The 21,951-nt window shown below is 60.8% G+C and carries 20 protein-coding genes and 1 pseudogene; 9 read left to right on the top strand and 12 right to left on the bottom strand.

The window, feature by feature from the left end; all coding sequences use genetic code 11:
* Position 1: 1 nt before the first annotated feature.
* Complete coding sequence (locus tag AFIDRAFT_RS10935) at positions 2-1,102, bottom strand: endo-1,4-beta-xylanase (protein ID WP_009339459.1); 1,101 nt, start codon at positions 1,100-1,102, stop codon at positions 2-4.
* 165 nt (positions 1,103-1,267) lie between these two features.
* On the opposite strand from AFIDRAFT_RS10935, the gene AFIDRAFT_RS10930 reads away from it, so the two are divergent.
* The 5 genes from AFIDRAFT_RS10930 (at position 1,268) to AFIDRAFT_RS10910 (ending at position 6,015) form a co-directional block, all read left to right on the top strand.
* Positions 1,268-2,065 carry a WecB/TagA/CpsF family glycosyltransferase gene (locus tag AFIDRAFT_RS10930; protein WP_009339458.1) on the top strand — a complete coding sequence of 266 codons (798 nt, stop codon included), beginning with the start codon at positions 1,268-1,270 and terminating at the stop codon, positions 2,063-2,065.
* Complete coding sequence (locus tag AFIDRAFT_RS10925) at positions 2,062-3,342, top strand: glycosyltransferase family 4 protein (RefSeq protein WP_009339457.1); 1,281 nt, start codon at positions 2,062-2,064, stop codon at positions 3,340-3,342. The genes AFIDRAFT_RS10930 and AFIDRAFT_RS10925 overlap by 4 nt, the downstream gene beginning before the upstream one ends.
* Positions 3,339-4,562, top strand: a complete 1,224-nt coding sequence (locus AFIDRAFT_RS10920; RefSeq protein ID WP_009339456.1) for a glycosyltransferase family 4 protein — start codon at positions 3,339-3,341, stop codon at positions 4,560-4,562. The genes AFIDRAFT_RS10925 and AFIDRAFT_RS10920 overlap by 4 nt, the downstream gene beginning before the upstream one ends.
* A gap of 75 nt (positions 4,563-4,637) precedes the next feature.
* Complete coding sequence (locus tag AFIDRAFT_RS10915) at positions 4,638-4,976, top strand: hypothetical protein (RefSeq protein ID WP_009339455.1); 339 nt, start codon at positions 4,638-4,640, stop codon at positions 4,974-4,976.
* Positions 4,977-5,163: 187 nt separating this feature from the next.
* Entirely contained in the window at positions 5,164-6,015 is an 852-nt protein-coding gene (locus AFIDRAFT_RS10910; RefSeq protein ID WP_245258163.1) for a class I SAM-dependent methyltransferase, read from the top strand.
* 9 nt (positions 6,016-6,024) lie between these two features.
* On the opposite strand, the gene queC is transcribed toward AFIDRAFT_RS10910, so the two are convergent.
* Positions 6,025-6,747: a 7-cyano-7-deazaguanine synthase QueC gene (queC, locus tag AFIDRAFT_RS10905; protein WP_040298289.1), complete on the bottom strand. Its 723-nt coding sequence runs from the start codon at positions 6,745-6,747 to the stop codon at positions 6,025-6,027.
* Between the two features lie 111 nt (positions 6,748-6,858).
* Here queC and mazG point away from each other — a divergent pair, with 111 nt between their 5' ends.
* Positions 6,859-7,698: a nucleoside triphosphate pyrophosphohydrolase gene (gene mazG, locus AFIDRAFT_RS10900; protein ID WP_009339452.1), complete on the top strand. Its 840-nt coding sequence runs from the start codon at positions 6,859-6,861 to the stop codon at positions 7,696-7,698.
* 2 nt (positions 7,699-7,700) lie between these two features.
* Here the strand turns inward: mazG and hflX are convergent, their stop codons facing one another.
* From hflX to dusB, 8 genes are all read right to left on the bottom strand, one after another.
* Positions 7,701-9,095 carry a GTPase HflX gene (gene hflX, locus AFIDRAFT_RS10895; protein WP_009339451.1) on the bottom strand — a complete coding sequence of 465 codons (1,395 nt, stop codon included), beginning with the start codon at positions 9,093-9,095 and terminating at the stop codon, positions 7,701-7,703.
* A 9-nt stretch (positions 9,096-9,104) separates the two neighbouring features.
* Positions 9,105-9,353, bottom strand: a complete 249-nt coding sequence (gene hfq, locus AFIDRAFT_RS10890; RefSeq protein ID WP_009339450.1) for an RNA chaperone Hfq — start codon at positions 9,351-9,353, stop codon at positions 9,105-9,107.
* Between the two features lie 171 nt (positions 9,354-9,524).
* The gene (locus AFIDRAFT_RS10885; protein ID WP_009339449.1) at positions 9,525-10,382 is read right to left on the bottom strand and encodes a D-amino-acid transaminase; all 858 of its coding nucleotides are present in this window, start codon (positions 10,380-10,382) and stop codon (positions 9,525-9,527) included.
* 3 nt (positions 10,383-10,385) lie between these two features.
* Positions 10,386-11,756: a nitrogen assimilation response regulator NtrX gene (gene ntrX, locus AFIDRAFT_RS10880; protein ID WP_009339448.1), complete on the bottom strand. Its 1,371-nt coding sequence runs from the start codon at positions 11,754-11,756 to the stop codon at positions 10,386-10,388.
* Positions 11,746-14,025 carry a sensor histidine kinase NtrY-like gene (locus AFIDRAFT_RS10875; RefSeq protein WP_009339447.1) on the bottom strand — a complete coding sequence of 760 codons (2,280 nt, stop codon included), beginning with the start codon at positions 14,023-14,025 and terminating at the stop codon, positions 11,746-11,748. Before AFIDRAFT_RS10875 ends, ntrX begins: the two co-directional genes overlap by 11 nt.
* A gap of 150 nt (positions 14,026-14,175) precedes the next feature.
* Complete coding sequence (ntrC, locus tag AFIDRAFT_RS10870) at positions 14,176-15,621, bottom strand: nitrogen regulation protein NR(I) (protein ID WP_009339446.1); 1,446 nt, start codon at positions 15,619-15,621, stop codon at positions 14,176-14,178.
* A 9-nt stretch (positions 15,622-15,630) separates the two neighbouring features.
* The gene (locus AFIDRAFT_RS10865) at positions 15,631-16,788 is read right to left on the bottom strand and encodes a two-component system sensor histidine kinase NtrB (protein ID WP_009339445.1); all 1,158 of its coding nucleotides are present in this window, start codon (positions 16,786-16,788) and stop codon (positions 15,631-15,633) included.
* Complete coding sequence (gene dusB / locus AFIDRAFT_RS10860; RefSeq protein WP_156786893.1) at positions 16,785-17,738, bottom strand: tRNA dihydrouridine synthase DusB; 954 nt, start codon at positions 17,736-17,738, stop codon at positions 16,785-16,787. Before dusB ends, AFIDRAFT_RS10865 begins: the two co-directional genes overlap by 4 nt.
* A 306-nt stretch (positions 17,739-18,044) precedes the next feature.
* On the opposite strand from dusB, the gene AFIDRAFT_RS10855 reads away from it, so the two are divergent.
* Positions 18,045-19,244, top strand: a complete 1,200-nt coding sequence (locus AFIDRAFT_RS10855) for a bifunctional 2-C-methyl-D-erythritol 4-phosphate cytidylyltransferase/2-C-methyl-D-erythritol 2,4-cyclodiphosphate synthase (RefSeq protein ID WP_009339443.1) — start codon at positions 18,045-18,047, stop codon at positions 19,242-19,244.
* A gap of 1 nt (position 19,245) precedes the next feature.
* Positions 19,246-19,716: pseudogene (locus AFIDRAFT_RS20220) on the top strand (CinA family protein); the annotation flags it as partial.
* A gap of 34 nt (positions 19,717-19,750) precedes the next feature.
* On the opposite strand, the gene AFIDRAFT_RS10845 reads toward AFIDRAFT_RS20220, so the two are convergent.
* Together AFIDRAFT_RS10845 and lipA are read right to left on the bottom strand one after the other, a co-directional pair.
* A complete protein-coding gene (locus AFIDRAFT_RS10845) occupies positions 19,751-20,218 on the bottom strand; it encodes a type II toxin-antitoxin system RatA family toxin (RefSeq protein ID WP_009339441.1) in 468 nt (155 codons plus the stop codon).
* Entirely contained in the window at positions 20,218-21,186 is a 969-nt protein-coding gene (lipA, locus tag AFIDRAFT_RS10840; RefSeq protein ID WP_009339440.1) for a lipoyl synthase, read from the bottom strand. Before lipA ends, AFIDRAFT_RS10845 begins: the two co-directional genes overlap by 1 nt.
* A 155-nt stretch (positions 21,187-21,341) precedes the next feature.
* Here lipA and AFIDRAFT_RS10835 point away from each other — a divergent pair, with 155 nt between their 5' ends.
* Complete coding sequence (locus AFIDRAFT_RS10835) at positions 21,342-21,941, top strand: DNA-3-methyladenine glycosylase (protein ID WP_040298284.1); 600 nt, start codon at positions 21,342-21,344, stop codon at positions 21,939-21,941.
* Positions 21,942-21,951: the final 10 nt, after the last annotated feature.

The raw sequence follows: 21,951 nt of genomic DNA, 5'->3' as shown, positions 1-21,951 counted from the left end.
TTCATGCCTTGCTCGCGTTAGCGAATGCCCGCTGTATCGCGAACCAGAGAGGCTTCTTCTGTAGATTCGCGTCATAGGGCAACGGTCGCGGCATGCGGGTGGCGGACGGATCCTTCTTTTTGGCGATATCGGTATAGAAGGAATAATTGTCGGCCAGTTCCCAGGCGATCACCGCCTTGACGCGAGGAATTTTGAGAACGTTATCGAGAAAAGCCTCCGCCGTCTTTGCAACCATGGCGTCGCGAGCGGAGACGTCATCCGGGAAAGTATCATCCCGGACGTCGAATTCTGTGATGTAGATATCGACGCCAAGTTCGCTGAGTTTGTAAACGAAGTCGATGAACCGCGCGGGGTCGTGCGGGTATTTGGGTTGCAAGTGACCCTGCAAGCCGACGACATCGAGGCGTACGCCGGAATCTTTCAGTTTCTTGACGAGGTCAAGCAACCCGGCGCGCACCGTGAGCCCGAGAGAATCGTCGCGCTCGGTTTGCGCTTCGTTGAGGACGAATTTGGTGGTTTTGTCGACGGTGCCAGCGCGCTCGTAAGCGCGGCGGATATAATCCGTTCCAAACGCATCATACCACGGGCCCAATCGATACCCGCCAGGTGCCTTGTGGCCGGGCCAGAATGGCTCGTTGACGATATCCCACGATTGCAGTTTGCCGACATAGCGGCCAACAACTTCCTCAATATAGCGGTCGAAAAATGAGCGCCGCTCGTCGGTCGACATGTTGCGCACCCATTGTGGAACCCATTCGTTCCAGATGACGCAGTGGCCGCGCATGGGAATGCGATTCGTCGTGCAGAATTGCAACAGTTTATCTGCTGCTTCGAAATGCTTTGCGCCCGGCTGTGGCGCGATGCTGCCCATCTTCAAGGCAGTATCGGTTGTGATGATACGTGTTTGCGATGTGTAGAGATCACGATACCCAATGTCGTGATCGATTGCGCCGCTTGCGGCCGCGCCGAACATCACATTCTTGCTTTTGGCAACATCACCAAGGCTCTCTGCGAGGGATGCGCGTGAATCTGTTCCGCACAATAAGGAAATCGACGCACCAGAGAGTGTTGCGATTGTATCGCGTCGCGTGACGTGTTGCATGAATGCTTCTCCTGATGTGATGGGAAAAATTATTCGAGCATCGCCACGCTTGCGTCGCATTGGTCCATTTTGATGACGTTGAACATCGAGATCGATCTTCGATGTTTGTTCACGCTCTCGCGTGTTCGTGCGCGCGTACCGACAAATCGTCATCAGGGGATCGACATGTTGGACACGTCTTTGGCGCGCTCGCGTCACAATCTCACCGTTGATGGAGTCTCCATCAATGTTCCATCGATGCCGGATGCCGTGACATCCGTGATCGATGCGGCGCGACGCGGAGAAAAATTCTCTGTTTGCACGCTCAACCTCGATCATGTGGTTCAACTCGAACGGCGCGCCGATTTTCGCAACGCTTATCGTCGTGCGAGGTTCGTGACGGCGGACGGATTCCCGATTGTAATATTGAGCAGACTTCTTGGAACTCATATCCAGCGCACCACCGGCGCTGATCTGATCGAGCCGCTCTGCGCGGAAGCGCAAAAACAGCACTTGTCTATTTTTTTGCTCGGCTCGAACAATGTCACGCTTGCGGAGACCGCGAAGGCTCTTTCGCGGCGTTACAAGGGTATTCGCTTCGCGGGTTTCTTTTCGCCTGGGCCGGATTTCGATCCCTACTCGCAGGAAGCAGATTTCGCCATTGAAAGCATTCGACGCTCGGGAGCGCGGCTATGCTTTCTGGCGCTCGGTGCGCCAAAACAGGAAGTGTTTGCCGCGCGTTGCCTCGACCGGCTGGACGGCACGGGCTTTCTGTGTATCGGCGCGGGCCTCGACTTCATTGCCGGAACACAGCAGCGCGCACCGGCAATCACGCAAAAAATCGGCCTCGAATGGGCATGGCGAATGCTGAAGAACCCCAGACGCCTCGGGCTGCGCTACGCCAAATGCGTGGCGGTCGTTCCGAAGCTATTCGTCAAGACGCTCCCTCAAATCATCAGTGCGCGCACAAGGACGGCTGCATGACATCAAACGTGACCCTTGCCCAACGTGCGCGAAACACTCGCCGCCGTTATCAGATCTGTCTGATCCATCCGTTCGACCCGCGCGGCCAGAAGGTTGGCGGCCTGGAAACCTACATTCGCGATTTCATCACGTTTCATCCATCGGATACGGACCTTTTGTTTATCGGCGTCGATTCCATCGGCGATCTTGAAATCGGAAAAATTCGCCGCCTGTCCTTCCGTGGCCGCCAGTTCGATTTCATGCCGATCTTGCGCTACTCCGACGAGCAGGCACGCGAAGCGGCAAAAACCATCCGTTCGTCGCTGACCGGTCAGTTCTTTATGGCCCTGTTGCGGAATTTCCGGACGATCGCACACCTGATCCGGGCACGGAAATGTAGCATCGATCTGCGGCGTGTGGAATTTTCATGGCTTCCGGTCATCCTGCGCCTGCCCTTCGTGCAAATGCTGCATGGAGAAGGCGCGCCGAAACTGAAAATGGATTCGCTGTTGCGCAAATATTCGTTCGTGCACAATGCGGGCGAGCGGTTCGCGATTGCCACCAGCGAGAAATTCCTTTGCGTCAATCCGTTTATCACCGAACGTTTGCAGAAGACTTATCCGAGCCAGAAGGGGAAGATCGATACGCTGTGGACTTGGGTGAATACCAACATCTTCCAACCACAGCCGTTCTCCCCGACCAACCTACCGTTTCGTGTGATCTTCGCGGGTCGTCTCGACGAGTTTAAACAGCCGTCCCTGATGTTCAGGACCATCGCGCGGCTACGCGACAGGCTCCACGGAAACCTGGAATTTCACTATGTCGGGACCAGCGATCCAACCCGGTTTGCCGAATTTGAGGACATCGCGGACATCACCACCCGCCACGGGTTCAAGGACGCCATCGGAATGGCGGCAACCATCGCATCAGCTCATGCGGGAATTTTAACTTCGGAATTCGAAGGCATGCCCCGTTGCGTGCTTGAGACGCTTGCCGTCGGCCGTCCGGTCGTCGCGGTGCATTTGCCGCAGCTCGAGTCGGTCATTCACGACGGCACGAGTGGTTATCTGGTGCCGCGTGAAGGATCGCCGGACGATATGACGGAGGTGCTTGTTGAGCGTTTTCTTGCAGTCCGGGATCTTATCGCTAGCGGCGAGATGCAGCCGGAAACGGTCGCTGCGTCGATCGAGAACTTCACCCCGGGCACTCAACTGGCACGCGTGTTCCATTATCACCAGGAAATCCAGAACGCGCGCCATCCGCTTGTGATGGCGCAACGTCACGAGGGGTTGCTGTGAAAATTCTACTGCTGACCAGCGAGTTCACGCCAGCGAATGGCGGAATCGGCACATATGCGCGCGAGATCGCCGCCGCAGCCTGGGAGCTTGGCGCGGATGTTACCGTCGTTGCGCCGGATTATGGCGAACCAACGGATGATAGCGATCTTCCGTTCAAGGTGTCGCGGTTTCATGGCGGCCTGCATTCCATGCGCGATCTGCCAGCCAAGGTCAGACTGGTCCACGCTGAAACCGCCAAGTCGTATTACGACATCGTTCATGCCGCGGATTGGCCGTTCTTCATTCCCGTGGCGATGTCGCGCCATCAGATCAACGGCCGGATGATGATGACCGTACACGGGACGGAGATCAACGAAACTCAGACGCCGCTCAAGCGGCTTGCCATTCGTGGCACTGGCGTGTTCGGCCCCCGCGCGGAGATTGTCGCGAACAGCGGATTTACCCGCGACCTGTTCTGCGACCGCTTTCCGGTCAGCCGGGCGCAGATCAATGCAGTATCGCTCGGTGTCTCCGATTTCTGGTTTGGCCCGCTCAAACGCCGGTCGCGGGCGCGCTGGCTATATGGAATCGAATCGAGCCGCATCGCAATGGTGACGGTTGCCCGCATCACCCGTCGCAAAGGGCATCACCTGACCCTCGCAGCGCTTGAGCGATTGCCCGATCACATTCGCAACTCCGTCACATGGCTGGTGGTCGGCCCGCCGGGCGAATCCGACTACGTCCAGGAATTTCGCGATATGGTCGATCAATCGCCATGCGACATTCGCCTGCTGGGCTCCCTGCATGATGAGGAAATTCGTGATCTCTATTCCGGTGCGGATTTCTTTTGCCTCACCGGCACGCCAGATTCATCGGGCCGTGTCGAGGGATTTGGCCTTGTCTATCTGGAAGCTGCGGCTTGCGGGCTGCCAAGCGTGGCATCGGCAATCGGCGGCGTTCCCGATGCAGTAATGAATGGAACGACCGGCCTGTTGACGGAAGCAGAGCCGAACGCCGTGGCCGGCGCGATTTCTCGGATGGTTCTCGACAGCGGCTTGCGGATTGATCTTGCAAATGCCGCGAAGATGCACGCCCATGAGATGTCGTGGCGCCGATGTGCGGGCGAAACCTATGGTCTGCCCTATACCCCCCTTTCTCACCCGTCGTCCGGAGACGGACCGATCAGATTGGCACCTATGTTTGAAGATGCGGCGGATGCGCGGCATCCTCTGGTGCATTGAGCCATGCGAAGATTGCTAGTTGCGTGCGTTGCAGTTTGCATCGGCTGCCAGTCGGTATTGGCGGCCGACGGTTGCATGCGAAGCCGGGAGTATCTGCTGGGCGGCATGGCAGGCGATCTGGCAATGCCGGTTGCGGCCTATGCCAATCTGTTCAAGATTTGCTCCACCACAGCAGTGATGCCCAATGTGAAGAATGCCTACATCCTCAAGGATGGCGGCATCGCAGTGACACCCAAGCAGGATACGATTGCGGCAACCGCCGCCACATTGTCGCAATTCTGCGAATCCAACCCGCGTGCCACACTTCGTTTCCTCACCAAGCGGGATTTGAAACTGAGCCGGTCGATCCTCGATATCGTCAAAATATCATCGACATCCGCAACGCCTTGCAAGAAGCTCAAGGGACTGAACTAGCGGCTATCGCCTCCAGAACCCGATTCGTCTCCTTGCGTTGGCTGGGATGTTGTCCTGCGAGGCGCATTCATGCTGGGATACTGTTTGAGGTCTGATGGTCGACATCGATCGTTTGCTGTGTTGTCCGCGCTGTCACTCGGAACTCCATCTCAATGAAACGCCTATCCGCTGTTCCGGAACAGATTGCGTGTTTTCAAAAACGGGTTTTCCCCGCGCCGCGGGCCAGCCCGTTCTCATCGATTTCGAGCACAGCATTTTTGAACGCGCCGCTTATGATGACGATTGCGGGTCGGCCTTTGATCGGGATGATACAGGGCGAGGATATGCGCTCCGCCTGCGGCGGATGCTCACCGGCTCGAACCCCGTCACGCCGCAGAAATCGAAAGAGATGGTCCGGATTCTCGAACGTAAAACACGAAGGCCTGTCGTGCTTGTGATCGGCGGCGGCGCGATCGGCTCCGGCGCCGACCCGCTTTATAACACGCAAGGCATCCAGATCGTCGGCACCGATGTTTATGCGTCAAGGAACACGAACGTTGTGGCCGATGGGCATTTTCTCCCGTTCCAGAATCAGACCTTCGATGCCGTCTGGATTCAGGCGGTTCTCGAGCATGTGCTGGATCCATCGGCCGTCGTTGACGAAATCCATCGCGTGCTGAAGCCTGGCGGTATCGTTTATGCCGATACGCCATTCATCCAGCAGGTTCACGAACAAGCTTATGACTTCACGCGGTTCACCTTGAGCGGCCATCGCTGGCTGTTTCGACGTTTCGAGGAAATCGATTCCGGTGCTGTGGGCGGTGCGGGCAAGGCGCTGCTCTGGTCGATCCGCTATGTCGTACTGTCGCTTGGGTTTAATACCCGGATTGCAACGCTCGTGGCGCTGCCGTTCTTCTGGCTGCGATTCATCGATTATTTTGCGAAGCCCGGCCCTAAATCCGATGCGGCAAGCGGTGTCTTCTTCTTCGGGCGTCGCTCCGAGACAGAACTGATCGCCAAGGACATGCTGCGCTATTACGCAGCCAAGCATCCGCGTTGAGAAGGTTGCTCAGGCGGCTTTGTATTTTTCCCATCCTGCGGCGCGCAGCCGGCACGCCGGGCACTCGCCGCAGCCGTAACCCCAGTCATGCAGCGCGCCACGCTCACCAAGATAGCACGTGTGCGAATGCTGAACGATCAGGTCGACCAGCGCCTCGCCACCGAGCTCATGCGCCAGCGCCCATGTCTGTGCCTTGTCACGCCACATCAGCGGCGTGTGCAACTCGAAGTCACGGCCCATGCCTTGGTTGAGCGCGACGTTCAGTGACTTTATCGTTTCATCCCGACAATCCGGGTAGCCGGAATAATCCGTCTCGCACATGCCGCCGACGATATGACGGATCCCGCGCCGATAGCCGAGTGCGGCCGCGAAGGTGAGGAACAGAAGGTTGCGACCGGGCACAAAAGTGTTGGGCAGGCCACCCTCTTCCATCTCGATCGCGATGTCACGCGTCAAGGCAGTGTCCGAAATTTCGGCCAGCGTCGGAATGGCGAGCATGTGCGCCTCGCCGAGCTTCGTCTTCCATTCAGGCTTGAGCCGTTTGAAGCCTTCAATCAGGGTTGCCCGGCATTCCAGCTCGATGGCATGGCGCTGGCCGTAGTCGAAGCCGAGCGTCTCGACGCGCGCGAAGCGGGATAGCGCCCACGCGAGACAGGTCGCGGAATCCTGCCCGCCGGAAAACAGCACCAGCGCGGCGTTTTCGGGTGTTTTGTCCATGGCTCGATCTATCATCCGGAATGGGCCCCGCCAACCGTGGAATATCGGGATTGAACGCAGGATTGAGGCTGGGCGAATGCTGACCGATCCGGCATAGAAAGGTATCTGCCATCATTCCGGTGACCCATGAAACCGCCGTCGAACCCAACCGACATTGCCGCTCTTCTTGAAGTTATGGCCGCGTTACGAACGCCCGTTAGCGGCTGTCCGTGGGATCTGGAGCAGACGTTCGAGACGATTGCTCCCTACACCATCGAGGAAGCCTTTGAGGTAGCGGATGCGATCGCGCGTGGCGATCTCGCCGATCTGCGCGAGGAACTGGGCGATCTCCTGTTGCAGGTCGTCTACCATGCCCGGATGGCGGAAGAGCAAGGTGCTTTCGCATTCCCCGAGGTGGTATCAGCCGTCGTCACCAAGATGGTCCGCCGTCATCCGCATGTGTTCGGCGACAAGGCGGGTCGCATGTCGCCAGCCGAAGTGAAGGAGAACTGGGGACGGATCAAGGCTGAAGAAAAAGCCGAGCGCGCCACACGTCGCGGCGAGGAGCCTGAGGGAACGCCCTCTCTGCTGGCTTCGGTAAAATCCGGGCAGCCTGCGCTGGCTCACGCCCTCGCACTTCAGGAGAAAGCAGGCACGGTCGGCTTCGACTGGAACGATCCGCGCGCGGTGCTCGCCAAAATCCGTGAGGAAGCCGATGAGATCGAAGCCGCGCTTGATGGCGGTGACGTAAAGGAAATCGTCGCGGAAACCGGCGACCTTCTGTTTGCTGTGGTCAACCTCGCGCGCCACGCCAAGGTCGATCCGGACATGGCCCTGCGTGGGGCCAATGTGAAGTTCGAGCGCCGCTTCAATTATATCGAGCAGGAGCTGTTAAAGAGGGGCATGCCGTTCGAGCAGGCAACGCTCGATGACATGGAGACGTTATGGTGCGAGGCAAAGTCCCGTGAAAACGGGAGTGGCGGCTAGTTTCAGTCGTCCTGTTCACGCGGCACCGCGCCGAAACGCGCAATAGCGAGATCGCGCTTGGTCTCATCCACGCGGATCACCATGTCGAAATGATTTTCATTGAGATGCTTGTCGAGCACCTCGGAATTGCGGTGAATCCAGCTGATGCCTGCGCCATCGGTCGCGTCGACGCGAAGGTCGAGTGTAATCCGTGTGGCGGCAAGCCGCTCCTCGATGGCCTCCAGCAGTGCTTCGACGCCCTCGCCCGTCTCCGCCGACACCAGAAAGCATGGCCTTTCCGGCGGCCGGCGCGCGGCGATGCGTGCGAGATTTTCGCGCTCCTCCGGTGAAAACCGGTCGATCTTGTTCCAGACCTCGATCAGGCGATGGCCGGAGTCGGTGTCGATGTTCAATTGCCGCAGCACCTGATCGACATCACGCTCCTGCGCCTCGGCGTCCTCGTGTGAAATATCGCGGACGTGCAGGATGACGTCCGCCTCGATCACCTCTTCCAGCGTGGCGCGGAAGGCCGCGACCAGCATGGTCGGCAGGTCCGAGATAAACCCCACGGTATCGGAGATCATCGCCTTGCCGCCATGCGGCAGCTTGAGCGCACGCAAGGTCGGATCGAGGGTGGCGAACAGCATGTCGGCAGCCTGCACGTCCGCGCGCGTCAGGCGGTTGAACAGCGTCGATTTACCGGCATTGGTATAGCCGACAAGAGCGACGACACGATACGGCACACGCTGGCGTCCGGCGCGATGCAGCCGCCGCGTTGCCTGCACCTTCTTCAGATCGTTTTCGATGCGAGTGATGCGCTCGCCGATCATGCGGCGGTCGGCCTCGATCTGGGTTTCGCCGGGGCCGCCCATGAAGCCGAAGCCGCCGCGCTGGCGCTCCAGATGCGTCCATGACCGCACGAGGCGGCTACGTTGATAGATCAGATGCGCGAGTTCGACCTGCAGCGTGCCTTCACGCGTCTTGGCGCGGCGGCCGAAGATTTCGAGGATCAGCCCGGTGCGGTCGAGCACCTTGACGTTCCACTCCTTCTCCAGATTGCGCTGCTGGATTGGCGACAGCGCACAATCCATCACCACGAGTTCAACCTCGTGCGCCTTGATCAGGCCGAGGATTTCTTCGACCTTACCCGTGCCGAGATAGGTCGCCGGGCGAATCTCGGATAGCGGCGCGATCAGGGCTTCGACGACAACGAGATCGATCGCCCGGGCAAGTCCGACGGCTTCATCGAGGCGAGCCTGCGGGTCGCGGATAGCGTCATTGCTGTTCGATACGAGGTCGGCGCCGCCACGGCGCAACCGCCGATACGGGCCGACAACGAGCACCCGGCTCGCCGTTCGTCCCTGTGCCGGTTGCCCCCCCGGCCGGTCGGCTGCCCCGCTGAAACTATGCGGGTCCAAGCAAGGTCCTCAAGCTGGAGCGTCCTCGCCGCCCTCGAACAGCGAGATCGGAGCGCCCGGCATGATGGTCGAGATCGCGTGCTTGTAGACAAGCTGCGAATGACCGTCGCGCCGCAGCAGCAGGCAAAAATTGTCGAACCAAGTGACAATACCCTGCAGTTTGACGCCGTTGACGAGGAAAATCGTCAGCGGGATCTTCGATTTACGAACGTGATTGAGGAAAGTGTCTTGCAGATTCTGTGCGCGGTCGGCTGCCATTGTTATTTTTTCCGCAGTCGTAGCTGTTTCTTGTTGTCTCCCGCCTGCATTCTTGCAGACGGACGCACCCCCTGAGATCCCCCTCCGGGTGTTGCGCTGCGATTAAAGGGCAGGCCCAAAGGTTAGGCAAGGCCACATCGTAGGCAGAACAGCCTAAATCAGCCAAAAATCTCAAGAAAACGTCGAAAAACCATGGAAATGGTCGCGCAGTTTCAGGGCAATCGACCCTGGAGAGCCAGTCCCGATCAGCTTTCCGTCGATCTTCACCACCGGCATGACAATCTGTGTGGAGGCGGTCACGAACGCTTCGGCAGCCTCATGGGCCTCCGCGGGTGTAAAGGGGCGTTCCTCCAGGCGGATTTGAAGGGCGGCCAATACCTCAATCAGCACGGCGCGGGTAATGCCGGGCAGGATGCCGCTTTCGGCCGAGCGCGTGACCACGGTTCCGGACTTGGTGACGATCCATGCGTTGCTGGATGAGCCCTCGGTGACACAACCATCGGGGCCAACGAACCACGCTTCGTAGGCGCCCTGCTCCTTGGCCTGCTGCTTGGCGAGCACGTTCGGCAGTAGCGACACCGACTTGATGTCGACGCGCGGCCAGCGGTTTTCCGGCACCGTGATGACAGCGATGCCCTTGGCCGCGATGGCCTGGTTCCTCTCGAAGTTGAGGCCTTTCGCCGTGACCGTCAGACTGGGCTTGACTGCGGGAGATGGAAAAGCGTGATCGCGGTGCGCGACGCCGCGCGTGATCTGCAGATAGATCAGGCCGTAATGGATGCGGTTGCGACGAACGACCTCATGCATCACTGTCGCAAGCGCGGCCTCAGCCATCGGCATCGCGATGCGGATTTCGCCGAGCGAACGCTTCAGCCGCGCCATGTGCCGGGGTAGATCGACCAGCGACCCGTTACGGATTTCGCAGACCTCATAGACGCCGTCGGAAAACTGGTAGCCACGGTCCTCGATATTGACGGCTGCATCGCGCAGATCGCAATAGCTGCCGTTGACGTAAGCAATGCGCGCCATTGGTCAGCCGACTCCCAGCGCCTTGAGCTTGCGATGAAGCGCGGACCGCTCCATGCCGACGAATTCCGCCGTCCGCGAGATGTTGCCGGAAAAGCGGCTGATCTGGGCGATCAGGTAGTCGCGCTCGAACACCTCGCGGGCTTCGCGCAACGGCAGCCCCATGATGTGTTCGCCGTTCACGCCGGTCGGCATCGCCGGAATCATCGAGCCGACGTCCTGCGGCAGCATATCGGCCGTGATCGTCGCCTCGGGTTCGCCGCCGGCCAAAATCATCACGCGCTCGATGTTGTTGCGCAACTGGCGCACGTTGCCCGGCCAGACGTGGGATTGCAGCACCGCCATCGCATCCTCGCCGATCTTGCGTTTCGGCAGGCCCGTGGTGCTTGAAATCTGGTCCATGAAATAATCGACGAGTTCTGGAATGTCCTCGCGGCGCTCGGCCAGCGGCGGCACCCGGATCGGCACCACTGAAAGGCGATGATAGAGATCTTCGCGGAAGCGTCCTTCCGCGATCTCTGCCTCCAGATTGCGCGAGGTGGACGAAATGATACGGACATCGACATTCACCTTGGTCGTGCCGCCCGCTCGCTGAAAGGTCTGATCGACCAGTACGCGCAGAATCTTGTTCTGCGTCTCGCGCGGCATATCGGCGATTTCGTCGATGAACAGCGTACCGCCATGCGCCTCTTCCAGGGCACCCGCCTTGCGGCCGGTCTCGCCGTCGGCCAGTTCGACGCCGAACAACTCGACTTCCATCCGCTCCGGCGTGATTGCGGCGGCGTTGATGACCACGAACGGCCCCGACGCGCGGCTCGACAGATTGTGCAGCGTGCGCGCGACCAACTCCTTGCCTGCTCCCGACGGTCCCACGATCATGATGCGACTATTGGCCTTGCCTGCTCGGTCGATGGTCTGGCGCAACTGGTTCATGCAGGGCGATTTACCGATCAGTGAACCGGAGGAAGGCGCGAGCTGCTTCAGTTCGCGAACTTCGCGCTTGAGCCGCGAATTCTCCAGCGCGCGCGTCGCAACCAGCACCAACCGGTCGGCCTTGAAGGGCTTCTCGATGAAATCGTAGGCGCCGCGCTTGATCGCGGCGACAGCGGTTTCGATGTTGCCGTGACCGGAGATCATCACGATCGGCACATCGGTATGATCCTTCTTGATCTGTTCGAGCAGTTGCAGCCCGTCGAGCTTGCTGCCCTGCATCCAGATATCGAGGAAGATCAAATTCGGCCGGCGAGCGGATATTTCCGCAAGTGCTGTGTCGCTGTCGCGCGCGGTTCGCGTCTTATACCCCTCATCGTCGAGGATGCCGGCTACGAGGTCGCGGATGTCGGCTTCGTCGTCAACGATTAGAATGTCATTCGCCATGGGTTGCTTCCGCTGTTTCTGTCTTTTGTGGCGTATCGCTGGTCTTTACGTCTGTGTCTTTCGGGCGGCCCAAGACGGCAAAGCGCAGTCTCACCCAAGCGCCCCTCTGCCCCGGTCTGATGTTTGAGGCGTCGTTCAATTCGATTTTGCCGCCGTGATCCTCGAGTACGCGCCCGACGATGGCGAGGCCGAGGCCGGTGCCCTTCTCGCGCGTAGTCACGTAAGGCTCAAGCAGCCGCGCGCGGCTTTCCTTGGGCAGGCCGACGCCATTGTCGATGACATCGATGATGATATCGTCATCCTCTTGCGCGGCCGTGACGTCGATCCGTCCCTTGCCGAGTTCTTCCGGTGGCACCGCGCCGATGGCCTCGGTGGCGTTCTTGATGATGTTGGTGAGGGCCTGCGAAATCAGCCGGCGGTCGAAATGGGCCCGCATCGGCTCTTGCCTGATATCGGCCTCGATATCGATGTCGGGATGTCCGACCCTCATGAGAAATACGGCCTGCCGTACGGTATCGGCGACGTCTTCGCCCTCGATCACAGGCTTCGGCATTCGCGCGAACTTGGAGAACTCGTCCACCATGCGTCGGATGTCGTCGACCTGCCGCACGATGGTGTCGGTGCACTGATCGAACACTGCGCGATCCTCGACAATGGTCTTGCCGAACTTGCGGCGGATGCGTTCCGCCGATAACTGGATGGGCGTCAGCGGGTTCTTGATTTCATGGGCGATGCGCCGCGCTACGTCGGCCCACGCGGAGGTGCGCTGTGCGGATACCAGCTCGGTGATGTCGTCAAGTGTGATGATGTAGCCTTCCTGTGCCTGCCCTGACTGCTCGGCCGTGACACGGACGGACAGGTTGCGTGCGATGCCTGCGCGGTTGATCTCGATTTCGCCCTGCAACAGGCGGTGCGAGCCGCTCTTGGCGTTCTCCATCAAGTCGTTCAGTTCGGGAACAACCTCCGATAATGGGTGATTCAGTGCCTCGGTTTCGACAAGTCCGATCAGTTTTTCCGCCGAGCGGTTGAGAATGCCGATGATGCCGTTGTTGTCGACGCCGATGATGCCTGCGCTTGCCGACAGCAGAACCGCCTCGATGAAACGGCGGCGGCTGTCGATCATGTTACTGGCGCTCACAAGCTCGTCGCGCTGGGTGCGCAACTCCTGCGTCATCTTGTTGAAGGTCTCGCCGAGGTTGGCGAGATCGCCCTCGGATTTGATAACTGGCACCTGAACGTGCAGGTCGCCGGTCGAGACCAGATTGGCGGCGCTCATCAAACGCCGGATCGGCGCTACCAGACGGTTCGAGAAATTCAGGCCGATCACCACCGCCGACATCAGCACCGTGAGGGCGATCACGGTAAACATCAGAGCGAAGGCGACCTGAATGCCGAGCTTGCGCGATTCAAGCTCGCTGTATTCGGCGACGCTCGCTTGGGTCTGCCGCAACTGTGCAACAACGCGCGGATCGAGCAGCCGCGCCACATACAGGAACGTATCCTGAAACGCGCGCAGCCGGATCACCGCCGCGACATAGTTCTGCTGGATGAAGACACCGATCTGCGGGTCGTCCTCAGTGACGTTCTTGAGAAAATCCGGCGCGGGGGTGGTGAAGGTCTGGGTGATGCCGTTGGCGGCTGTCTCGAGGACATTGCTGTCCTTGTCGATGATCATCGCGCCCGGTAGATCGCGTGCTCTGGCGTTTTGGGTCAGCACGTTGCGGAAGCTCTGGCGGTCCTGATCCCAGAGGGGTCGCGCGTTGTTCAGGTCGTTGGCCATGCCGAGCACGTCGCCGCGTATCAGCTGGGCGTGCTCGTAGAGATAAGCATTGGCGATGGTCAGCGAATTCTGGATCACCGCTTTGGTCGGGCCGGAAAACAATCGGTCGAGGCCGCGATCGAGCGTGACGTTGGCGACGATCGACACCAGCACGGCTGGCAGAACTGCGATGACCGAAAACAGCGCCACGATCTGAACGTGGAGGCGCGCCGCCGCCCGCCCCCGCCGCCGTGCCTGGATCACCAGCCAGATTTCCCGGCCGATGATCAGCAGAAGCAGCAGGATGGTGGCTGCGTTGATAAGAAGGAAACCGATCACCACCCCGTGGGTCGGAATGATCGGCGTGAGGCCGGTCAGCACCACGAAGGTCAGGAACGCGGAGATCAACGCTAGCGCGACCGCGACCGGCATCAGCAGCCAGCGCAGCCGCCTGCCCTGCGGCTCGGCAAAGCGGGGTTCGATCGAGGCCGAAGTCTCCGAAGCGGTCATGCCCGATGATGCAAGAGGAGATAAACAGATGCGGCATTACCGCATCAGTGATGCATTCATATCACAATGTTGCCGAATTGCGACAATTCCTAGGCGCACTCAGAGAGGATTTGCCCTATCCAACGGCTAAATGCCCCGGCCGGGGGATACCTAGCCGGTGCGGTAGACTTGAATATCGAGGTCGCGGATCTTCTTGCGCAGGGTATTCCGGTTCAACCCCAAGAGATCGGCGGCCCGAATCTGGTTGCCGCGCGTTGCCACCAAGGCGGCGGTGAGCAGCGGAACCTCCATCTCACGCAAAATCCGGTGGTATAGGCCGGGCGGCGGCAGCGCGTTCGGGAAACCTGCGAAGTGCGCAGCGAGATAGCTCTCGACCGCATTGCCGAGATTCTCGACCTTCTGCGGCCCGCCGTTTGAGGCGGCTCCGGCGGCAGCAGCCGGGGCAAGCTCGCCTTCGATGACGGACGCGGTGATGACATCCTGCGGGTACAGCGCAGCTAGGCGGCGCGCGAGGTTTTCAAGTTCACGCACGTTGCCGGGCCAGCGGTGTTGCTTCATCCGCTCCATCGCCTGGGCATCGAGATTCTTGAGCGGCAGACCGTCCTTCTCTGCCAGCGCGAAGAAGTGCCGGACAAGATCGGGAAGATCCTCGATGCGTTCACGTAGAGGTGGAAGCCTCAGCGGCACGACATTGAGCCGGAAGAACAAATCCTCGCGGAATAGACCCTGCTGGATCAGGATGCGCAGGTCCTTGTTGGAGGCTGCCACGATCCGTACGTCGGTCTTGATCGCGGTACGGCCGCCGACGGTGGTGTATTCGCCCTGCTGCAGCACGCGCAGCAGCCTTGTCTGCGCCTCCATCGGCATGTCGCCGATCTCGTCGAGGAACAGCGTGCCACCCTCCGCCTGCTCGAAGCGGCCGGTGGCGCGGGTGTTGGCGCCAGTGAAGGCGCCGCGTTCGTGCCCGAACAGTTCGGATTCGATCAGATCGCGCGGAATCGCAGCCATGTTGATGGCGACGAACGGCCCGTTCCGCCGCTTGCCGTAATCGTGCAGCGCGCGCGCCACCAATTCCTTGCCGGTGCCGGACTCGCCGGTGATCATCACGGTGAGGTCGGTCTGCATCAGCCGCGCCAGCACGCGGTAGATTTCCTGCATCGCGGCCGAACGGCCGACCAGCGGAATGGAATCGAACTCGCCCTCATCCGGAGCCCCCCCCGGACGCTCCTTCGGCTCGGCCAGCGCGCGGCCGACGATCGCGATCAGTTCCTTCAGGTCGAAGGGCTTCGGCAGATATTCATAGGCCCCGCGCTCGGAAGCGCGGATCGCGGTCATGAAAGTGTTCTGCGCGCTCATGACGATGACCGGCAGGTTCGGCCGCAGCTTCTTGATCCGCGGCAACAGGTCGAAGGCGTTTTCGTCCGGCATCACCACGTCGGTGATGACGAGATCGCCCTCACCCTGATTCACCCAGCGCCACAGCGTCGCGGCGTTGCTGGTAAGCCGCACTTCGTATCCGGCGCGGATCAGCGCCTGATTGAGCACGGTGCGGATCGCGGTGTCGTCGTCGGCGACTAGAATGCTACCTGCTGGCATGGATCTTCCTCATGTGGCGCTATCGCGTCTGGAGGCCGTTCCCGCGGCTTCCCCGTCGCTGTGGGGTTGGGTTGAGTTGAACATCGGCAGCAGCACACGGAAGATCGTTTTCCGCGGCTGAGATTCGCATTCGATGATGCCGCCATGGTCGCCGACGATCTTCGCGACCAGTGCGAGGCCAAGCCCGCTGCCGGTCGGCTTGGTCGTCACGAATGGATCGAACAGGTTTGGCAGCAAATCGTCCGGCACGCCGTGGCCGTTGTCCTTGACGCAGAACTCCAGCGGCAGTGACACGCGCGTGGCCTTGCCGGGGACCGACAGGCGCACGCCGGGACGGAAGGCCGTGGTGAGCGCGATTTCCGGCTCATCGACATCGGCCACCGCTTCCGCGGCGTTCTTCACCAGATTAAGAAAGACCTGAATCAACTGGTCCTGATTGGCCAGCACCGGCGGCAGTGAGGGATCGTAATCCTCGATGAAACGGATGTTGCGGGCGAATCCGGACTGTGCGAGCCGCTTCACATGATCGAGCACTGAGTGGATGTTGACCGGCCCGCGCGCGACGGGGCGCTCGTCGCCGAACACCTCCATGCGATCGACAAGCGTTACGATACGGTCGGCCTCGTCGCAGATCAGCCGCGTCAGCGAGCGATCCTCGGGTGTCGCGGCCTGCTCCAGAAGCTGCGCCGCGCCACGAATGCCCGAGAGCGGATTCTTGATCTCATGCGCGAGCATCGCGGCGAGCGCGGTGACCGATCGCGCGGCGCTGCGATGGGTGAGCTGACGGTCCATCTTGTCGGCGATGGTGCGGCCCTGAAGCATGACGACGATATGCCCCGGCCGCTCCGGCAGAGGCGCGACGTGAATATCGACCTGGCGATCAGCGCCGATGCGTGGCGTCGAGAGATCGACCTTGTATTCGTTGACGGCATTGCCCTCGCGGCGGACTTGTTCGATCAGCCCGAGTAGCGGACTGCCGAAAGGGATGAAGTCTTTCAGCGACAGGCGCTTGAGGTGCTGGATCGAAGTTTCAAAGAAGGCTTCCGCCGCCATATTGGCATCGGCCACCCGTCCGTCAGGCGCGACCAGCATCACCGGATTAGGCAGCGCGTTCAGCATCGCTTCGCTGATGCCGTTGGTCGTTCGTTCGTCCGCCGCGACGCTCATGCTGCCGCGCTCCGTGCAAAGGAATCGAAAGCCTGATCGAGCAAGGCATGAACGTCATCGGGCCGCTCGCTGGTTAGGATCTTTCCGCGCCATTCCTTCAATGCGGTGATGCCGGCACCTGCGCCCTCTTCAGCGACATCAAGGCCCCAGCCGAGATGCTTGCGGGCATGGCGCAACCCGATACGCGCGCCATAATGCGAAAGAATGTCGTCGTAGAGTGTGCGCAGATAGCCGAGCTGCACGTCGAGCGCAGGATCAGTCTCCGTCGCCCCACCCGCCAACTGCCGCGCGATCTGCCCGGGAAGCCATGGACGACCCTGTGCACCGCGACCGATCATCACCGCGTCCGCACCGGATGCGGCAAGCGCGGCCACCGCGTCTTCGTAACTGGCGATATCGCCGTTGACGACCAGCGGAATGGCGATCGCCTCGCGCACGGCGCGAACGGCATTCCAGTCCGCGTCACCCTTGTAGAACTGGCAGCGGGTGCGGCCATGCACGGTCACCATCTGGATGCCGGATGCTTCGGCGCGACGCGCAAGTTCCGGTGCGTTCAGCGACGCATGATCCCAGCCGAGCCGCATCTTCAGCGTCACCGGAATTTTCACCGCCGCGATGGTCGCCTCGATCAACGTCATGGCATGATCAAGATCGCGCATCAGCGCAGAACCTGACTGTCCGCCGGTGACGTGCCGCGCGGGGCAGCCCATGTTGATGTCGATGATGTCCGCGCCGCCGCTTTCCGCGATGCGTGCGCCTTCCGCCATCCATTTTGCTTCACAGCCGGCAAGCTGCACGACATGCGGTCCGATCCCCGCCGCCTCGCAGCGCAGGACGGACATCGCACGGCCGCGCGCCAGATCGTCGCTCGCCGTCATCTCCGAAACGACAAGGCCCGCGCCGAGCCTGGCTGCAACACGGCGTAAGGGCGCGTCTGTAATGCCGGACATCGGTGCCAGCAGCACCCGGTTGGCGATGTCGATACCGCCAATTCGAAGGCCTTTTACGATGGGAGTCGGGTCGACAGGCACCGTGGTCTTTCCGTTGGCAAAAAAAGCCGGTAATGATCCGCATATTAAATAAGCAAATCATCTTACTGCCTATAGATTAGACAAAATCATTCAAAACACAAGTGCGGCGCAGCATTTTTGGCGAAGGATTGAAAGGACATAGGGTCAGAAAGGGAACAGAAGCCTCCGAATCCGGGCCAGCCTGTGCTAAGGAGCGGCCCAATCCTCTTTTCTGTTGTGAGTTCAATGCCCTCTTCCAAACGAGCAGCCGCCATTATCGTTGCTGGCGGGCGCGGCCTTCGCGCCGGGGCTGGCAGCCCGAAGCAGTACCGCACGCTGGCCGGCCAGAGTGTATTGGCCCGCGCCATGACCCCCTTCTGCACCCATCCTGGTATTTCGGCGGTCCAGCCGGTCCGCCACGCGGACGACGCGGCTTTATTCGCGGAAGCCGTGCAAGGGCTGACTTATCGCCCTGCCGTCGCCGGTGGCGCCACGCGGCAGCAATCGGTCCGCGCCGGGCTCGAGGCACTGGTGTCCGAGGCACCCGACATCGTTCTGATTCATGACGCCGCGCGCGCTTTCGTGACACAGGATGTGATTTCCCGCGCGATCAACACAGCGCTTGCGACTGGAGCGGCGATTCCCGTGGTCCCGGTCAACGACACGGTGAAACGTGTCGGGGGCACCGGACTTGTGGAGGACACACCGAACCGCGCGGCATTGCGCATCGCGCAGACACCGCAGGCGTTCGCGTATCAGACCATCCTCGAGGCGCACCGTCGCGCCGCCGCCGAAGGCCGAGACGATTTCACCGACGATTCCGCGCTTGCTGAATGGGCAGGATTGACGGTCGCAACCTTTCAAGGCGATGCTGCCAATATGAAACTGACCACCCCCGAAGATTTTTCCCGCGAGGAAATCCGCCTTGCTGCCGCGCTCGGCGATGTCCGCACCGGCACCGGCTACGACGTGCATGCGTTCGGCGACGGAGACCATCTGTGGCTGTGCGGCGTAAAGGTGCCGTTCCATCGCGGCTTCCTCGCCCATTCCGATGGCGATGTCGGTTTGCACGCGATCGTCGATGCGATTTTGGGCGCGCTGTCGGATGGAGATATTGGCTCGCACTTCCCGCCGAGCGATCCGAAGTGGAAGGGTGCCGCCTCCGATCAGTTTCTGATCCATGCTGTCGATCTGGTGAAACAGCGCGGCGGCCGCATCGCCCATCTCGAAGTCACGCTGATCTGCGAAGCGCCGAAGGTCGGCCCCTTGCGCGAGACCATGCGCGCGAAGATCGCCGAGATCACCGGCCTGCCAGTGTCGCGCGTGGCGGTGAAGGCGACGACCAGCGAACGGCTCGGCTTCACCGGCCGTCAGGAAGGCATTGCTGCGACGGCGGCAGCAACCATCCGCCTGCCCTGGGCGGACGATATGACCGGGAGCCACTGAGATGAGCGACAGCGCCACACGGGCGTTGTCCCGCTCCCTCCTCGATCTCTGCCGGATGCGCAAATTGAAGATCGCGACGGCAGAGTCCTGCACCGGCGGTCTTGTCGTAGCGGCGCTGACCGAAGTGCCCGGCTCCTCGGATGTTGTCGATCGAGGCTTCATCACCTATTCCAACGAAGCCAAGCACGCGATGATCGGCGTCGAGACAGCCAAACTGGAGACCTTCGGCGCGGTCAGCAAGGAAGTCGCAATCGCGATGGCCTTCGGCGCCCTCGAACATGCCGACGTCGATCTCGCGGTGGCCATCACCGGCATCGCCGGACCGGGAGGCGCCACGCCGGGCAAGCCAGTCGGCCTTGTCCACTTCGCGGTGGCGGCGCGCGACGGGCGCATCATCCATCACGAACAGCGGTTCGGCGCGATCGGGCGCAGCAGCGTCCGGCAGCAGTCCGTCATCGAAGCGCTGAAAATGCTCATCGAGATGGCGCGCGGGCCAAAAGCGCCGGTCAAGCGTTCGCGCGCGGCAGTCCATAGACTGCGTCCGCGCGCTTCTCGAACGCCGACGCGAACTTCTGGAAAGCGGCGTCGAACATCGCGCCCATCAACACCGCGAGCATCCGACTCTTGAATTCGTAGGCGATGAAGAAATTCACGTCGCAGGTGTCGTCGCCCTTGGCGTCGAATGTCCAGCGGTTCTGGAGCCTCGAGAACGGCCCTTTCAGGTACTCGACCACAATCTTCAAATTCAGGCGGTCTAGTGTGACGCGGCTGGTGAAGGTTTCGCGCACGAGTTGAAACGATACGCTCATGTCCGCGACGATGGTCTCTGTCCCGTCAGGGTTGACCGTGCGGTGGCGGACTCTCAGCGATTGGCACAGCGGCACGAATTGCGGATAGCGTTCGACATCGGCAACGAGATCGAACATCTGCGAGGCGCTGTGGCGAACGCGCCGCCTGTTGGAAAATTGCGGCATCAGCCCGCGGATTGCAGCTTGGCTTCGCGCGCGGCCTTGAGCCTGGCAAAATCCTCGCCCGCATGGTGCGAGGAACGCGTCAGCGGGCTTGCCGAGGCCATCAGGAAGCCCTTGGTGAAGGCGATCTGCTCATAGCCCTTGAATTCTTCCGGCGTGACGTAACGCATCACCGCATGATGTTTCAGAGTGGGCTGCAGATATTGCCCGACGGTGAGGAAATCGACATCGGCCGAGCGCAGGTCGTCCATCACCTGCAGCACTTCGTGCCGTTCCTCACCCAAACCGACCATGATGCCGGACTTGGTGAAGATCGTGGGATCGATTTCCTTCACTCGCTGCAACAGTCGCACCGAATGGAAATATCGCGCGCCGGGGCGTACGCTTTGATAGCGCGAGGGTACGGTTTCGAGATTGTGGTTGAACACGTCGGGCTTGGCGGCAACGACAACCTCGAGCGCGCCGTCTTTGCGCAGGAAATCCGGCGTGAGAATCTCGATGGTCGTGGTCGGGCAGCTTTCGCGGATTGCGCGGATGGTTCGCGCGAAATGTTCGGCGCCGCCGTCAGCGAGATCGTCGCGGTCGACGGAGGTGACGACGACATGCGCAAGGCCCAGCTTCTTGGTTGCCAGCGCCACATGTGCGGGTTCATCAGGGTCGAGCCCGTCCGGCATGCCGGTCCGCACATTGCAGAATGCACAGGCGCGCGTACAGGTGTCGCCCATGATCATGAAGGTGGCGTGCTTTTTGTCCCAGCACTCGCCGATGTTCGGGCAGCCCGCCTCCTCGCAAACCGTGACGAGGCCGTTTTCTTTCACGATATTGCGGGTGTTGGCGTAACTGCGCGAGGTCGGCGCACGGACGCGAATCCAGTCAGGTTTAGGTGGCGAAACCGAGTCGGGGCGATTGGCCTTTTCCGGGTGACGCGGCCTGACCTGCCGCTCCGAAATCGTGTCGATCAAGGTGACCATCAAAAGCCCGTCTGTATCCGTTGCGGCGGCTTCCGCGCTTCCCAAAGTAGGATCACATGCCGATTGCAGCAACCCATACCGGCGAGGTAACGTCCCTGCCTAGCATATTTCCATGCGCCGTGCATGCCCCGCCGATTCATCGCTTCCCTGCCCCGATGCCTGCCACCGACCACCGCCCCGCGCTGGGCAAGCAATTAAAGCGCAGTTTCTTCGCCCGCAGCGTTCATGAAATTGCGCCGGAGCTGATTGGCGCGACACTATTGGTGAATGGCGTAGGCGGTACCATCGTCGAGGTCGAGGCCTACCATCAGACCGAGCCGGCCGCGCATTCCTATCGTGGCATCACGCCCCGCACACAGGTGATGTTCGGCCCGCCGGGGTATCTCTACGTCTATCGTTCCTACGGCATCCACTGGTGCATGAATTTCGTCTGTGAGGCGGAGGGTTCGGCAGCGGCGGTTCTGATCCGGGCGGTGGAGCCCACGCGCGGGCTGGCTGCAATGCGCCGCCGGCGCGGGTTGCACGACGAACGGTCGCTGTGTTCAGGGCCGGGCAAAGTGTGTGCCGCTCTCGCCGTGACCATCAAGCATAATGGCTGCGCGCTCGATGTGTCGCCAATTGCCATTCATGCGCGCACCGAAGTGCCGGAGGTCGCCTCCGGTGTGCGTATCGGGATCACCAAGGCAGCCGAACTGCCGTGGCGCTATGGCGTGAAAGGCTCGCGGTTTTTGAGCAAGCCGTTTCCGAAGGACTAGGCAGAACTGC

The organism is Afipia sp. 1NLS2, assembly GCF_000178995.1.
Lineage (GTDB): Bacteria > Pseudomonadota > Alphaproteobacteria > Rhizobiales > Xanthobacteraceae > Afipia.
The sequence above is the reverse complement of the archived record's forward strand: the minus strand, read 5'-3'. Positions and strand labels throughout refer to the sequence as shown.

Bases quoted from the DNA above. Each gene is read 5' to 3' on its own strand.
- AFIDRAFT_RS10935 (WP_009339459.1), bottom strand. From the start codon at position 1,102: ATGCAACACGTCACGCGACGCGATACAATCGCAACACTCTCTGGTGCG.
- AFIDRAFT_RS10930 (WP_009339458.1), top strand. From the start codon at position 1,268: ATGTTGGACACGTCTTTGGCGCGCTCGCGTCACAATCTCACCGTTGAT.
- AFIDRAFT_RS10925 (WP_009339457.1), top strand. From the start codon at position 2,062: ATGACATCAAACGTGACCCTTGCCCAACGTGCGCGAAACACTCGCCGC.
- AFIDRAFT_RS10915 (WP_009339455.1), top strand. From the start codon at position 4,638: ATGCGAAGCCGGGAGTATCTGCTGGGCGGCATGGCAGGCGATCTGGCA.
- queC (WP_040298289.1), bottom strand. From the start codon at position 6,747: ATGATAGATCGAGCCATGGACAAAACACCCGAAAACGCCGCGCTGGTG.
- mazG (WP_009339452.1), top strand. From the start codon at position 6,859: ATGAAACCGCCGTCGAACCCAACCGACATTGCCGCTCTTCTTGAAGTT.
- hfq (WP_009339450.1), bottom strand. From the start codon at position 9,353: ATGGCAGCCGACCGCGCACAGAATCTGCAAGACACTTTCCTCAATCAC.
- AFIDRAFT_RS10885 (WP_009339449.1), bottom strand. From the start codon at position 10,382: ATGGCGCGCATTGCTTACGTCAACGGCAGCTATTGCGATCTGCGCGAT.
- ntrX (WP_009339448.1), bottom strand. From the start codon at position 11,756: ATGGCGAATGACATTCTAATCGTTGACGACGAAGCCGACATCCGCGAC.
- AFIDRAFT_RS10875 (WP_009339447.1), bottom strand. From the start codon at position 14,025: ATGACCGCTTCGGAGACTTCGGCCTCGATCGAACCCCGCTTTGCCGAG.
- ntrC (WP_009339446.1), bottom strand. From the start codon at position 15,621: ATGCCAGCAGGTAGCATTCTAGTCGCCGACGACGACACCGCGATCCGC.
- AFIDRAFT_RS10865 (WP_009339445.1), bottom strand. From the start codon at position 16,788: ATGAGCGTCGCGGCGGACGAACGAACGACCAACGGCATCAGCGAAGCG.
- dusB (WP_156786893.1), bottom strand. From the start codon at position 17,738: ATGTCCGGCATTACAGACGCGCCCTTACGCCGTGTTGCAGCCAGGCTC.
- AFIDRAFT_RS10855 (WP_009339443.1), top strand. From the start codon at position 18,045: ATGCCCTCTTCCAAACGAGCAGCCGCCATTATCGTTGCTGGCGGGCGC.
- AFIDRAFT_RS10845 (WP_009339441.1), bottom strand. From the start codon at position 20,218: ATGCCGCAATTTTCCAACAGGCGGCGCGTTCGCCACAGCGCCTCGCAG.
- lipA (WP_009339440.1), bottom strand. From the start codon at position 21,186: ATGGTCACCTTGATCGACACGATTTCGGAGCGGCAGGTCAGGCCGCGT.
- AFIDRAFT_RS10835 (WP_040298284.1), top strand. From the start codon at position 21,342: ATGCCTGCCACCGACCACCGCCCCGCGCTGGGCAAGCAATTAAAGCGC.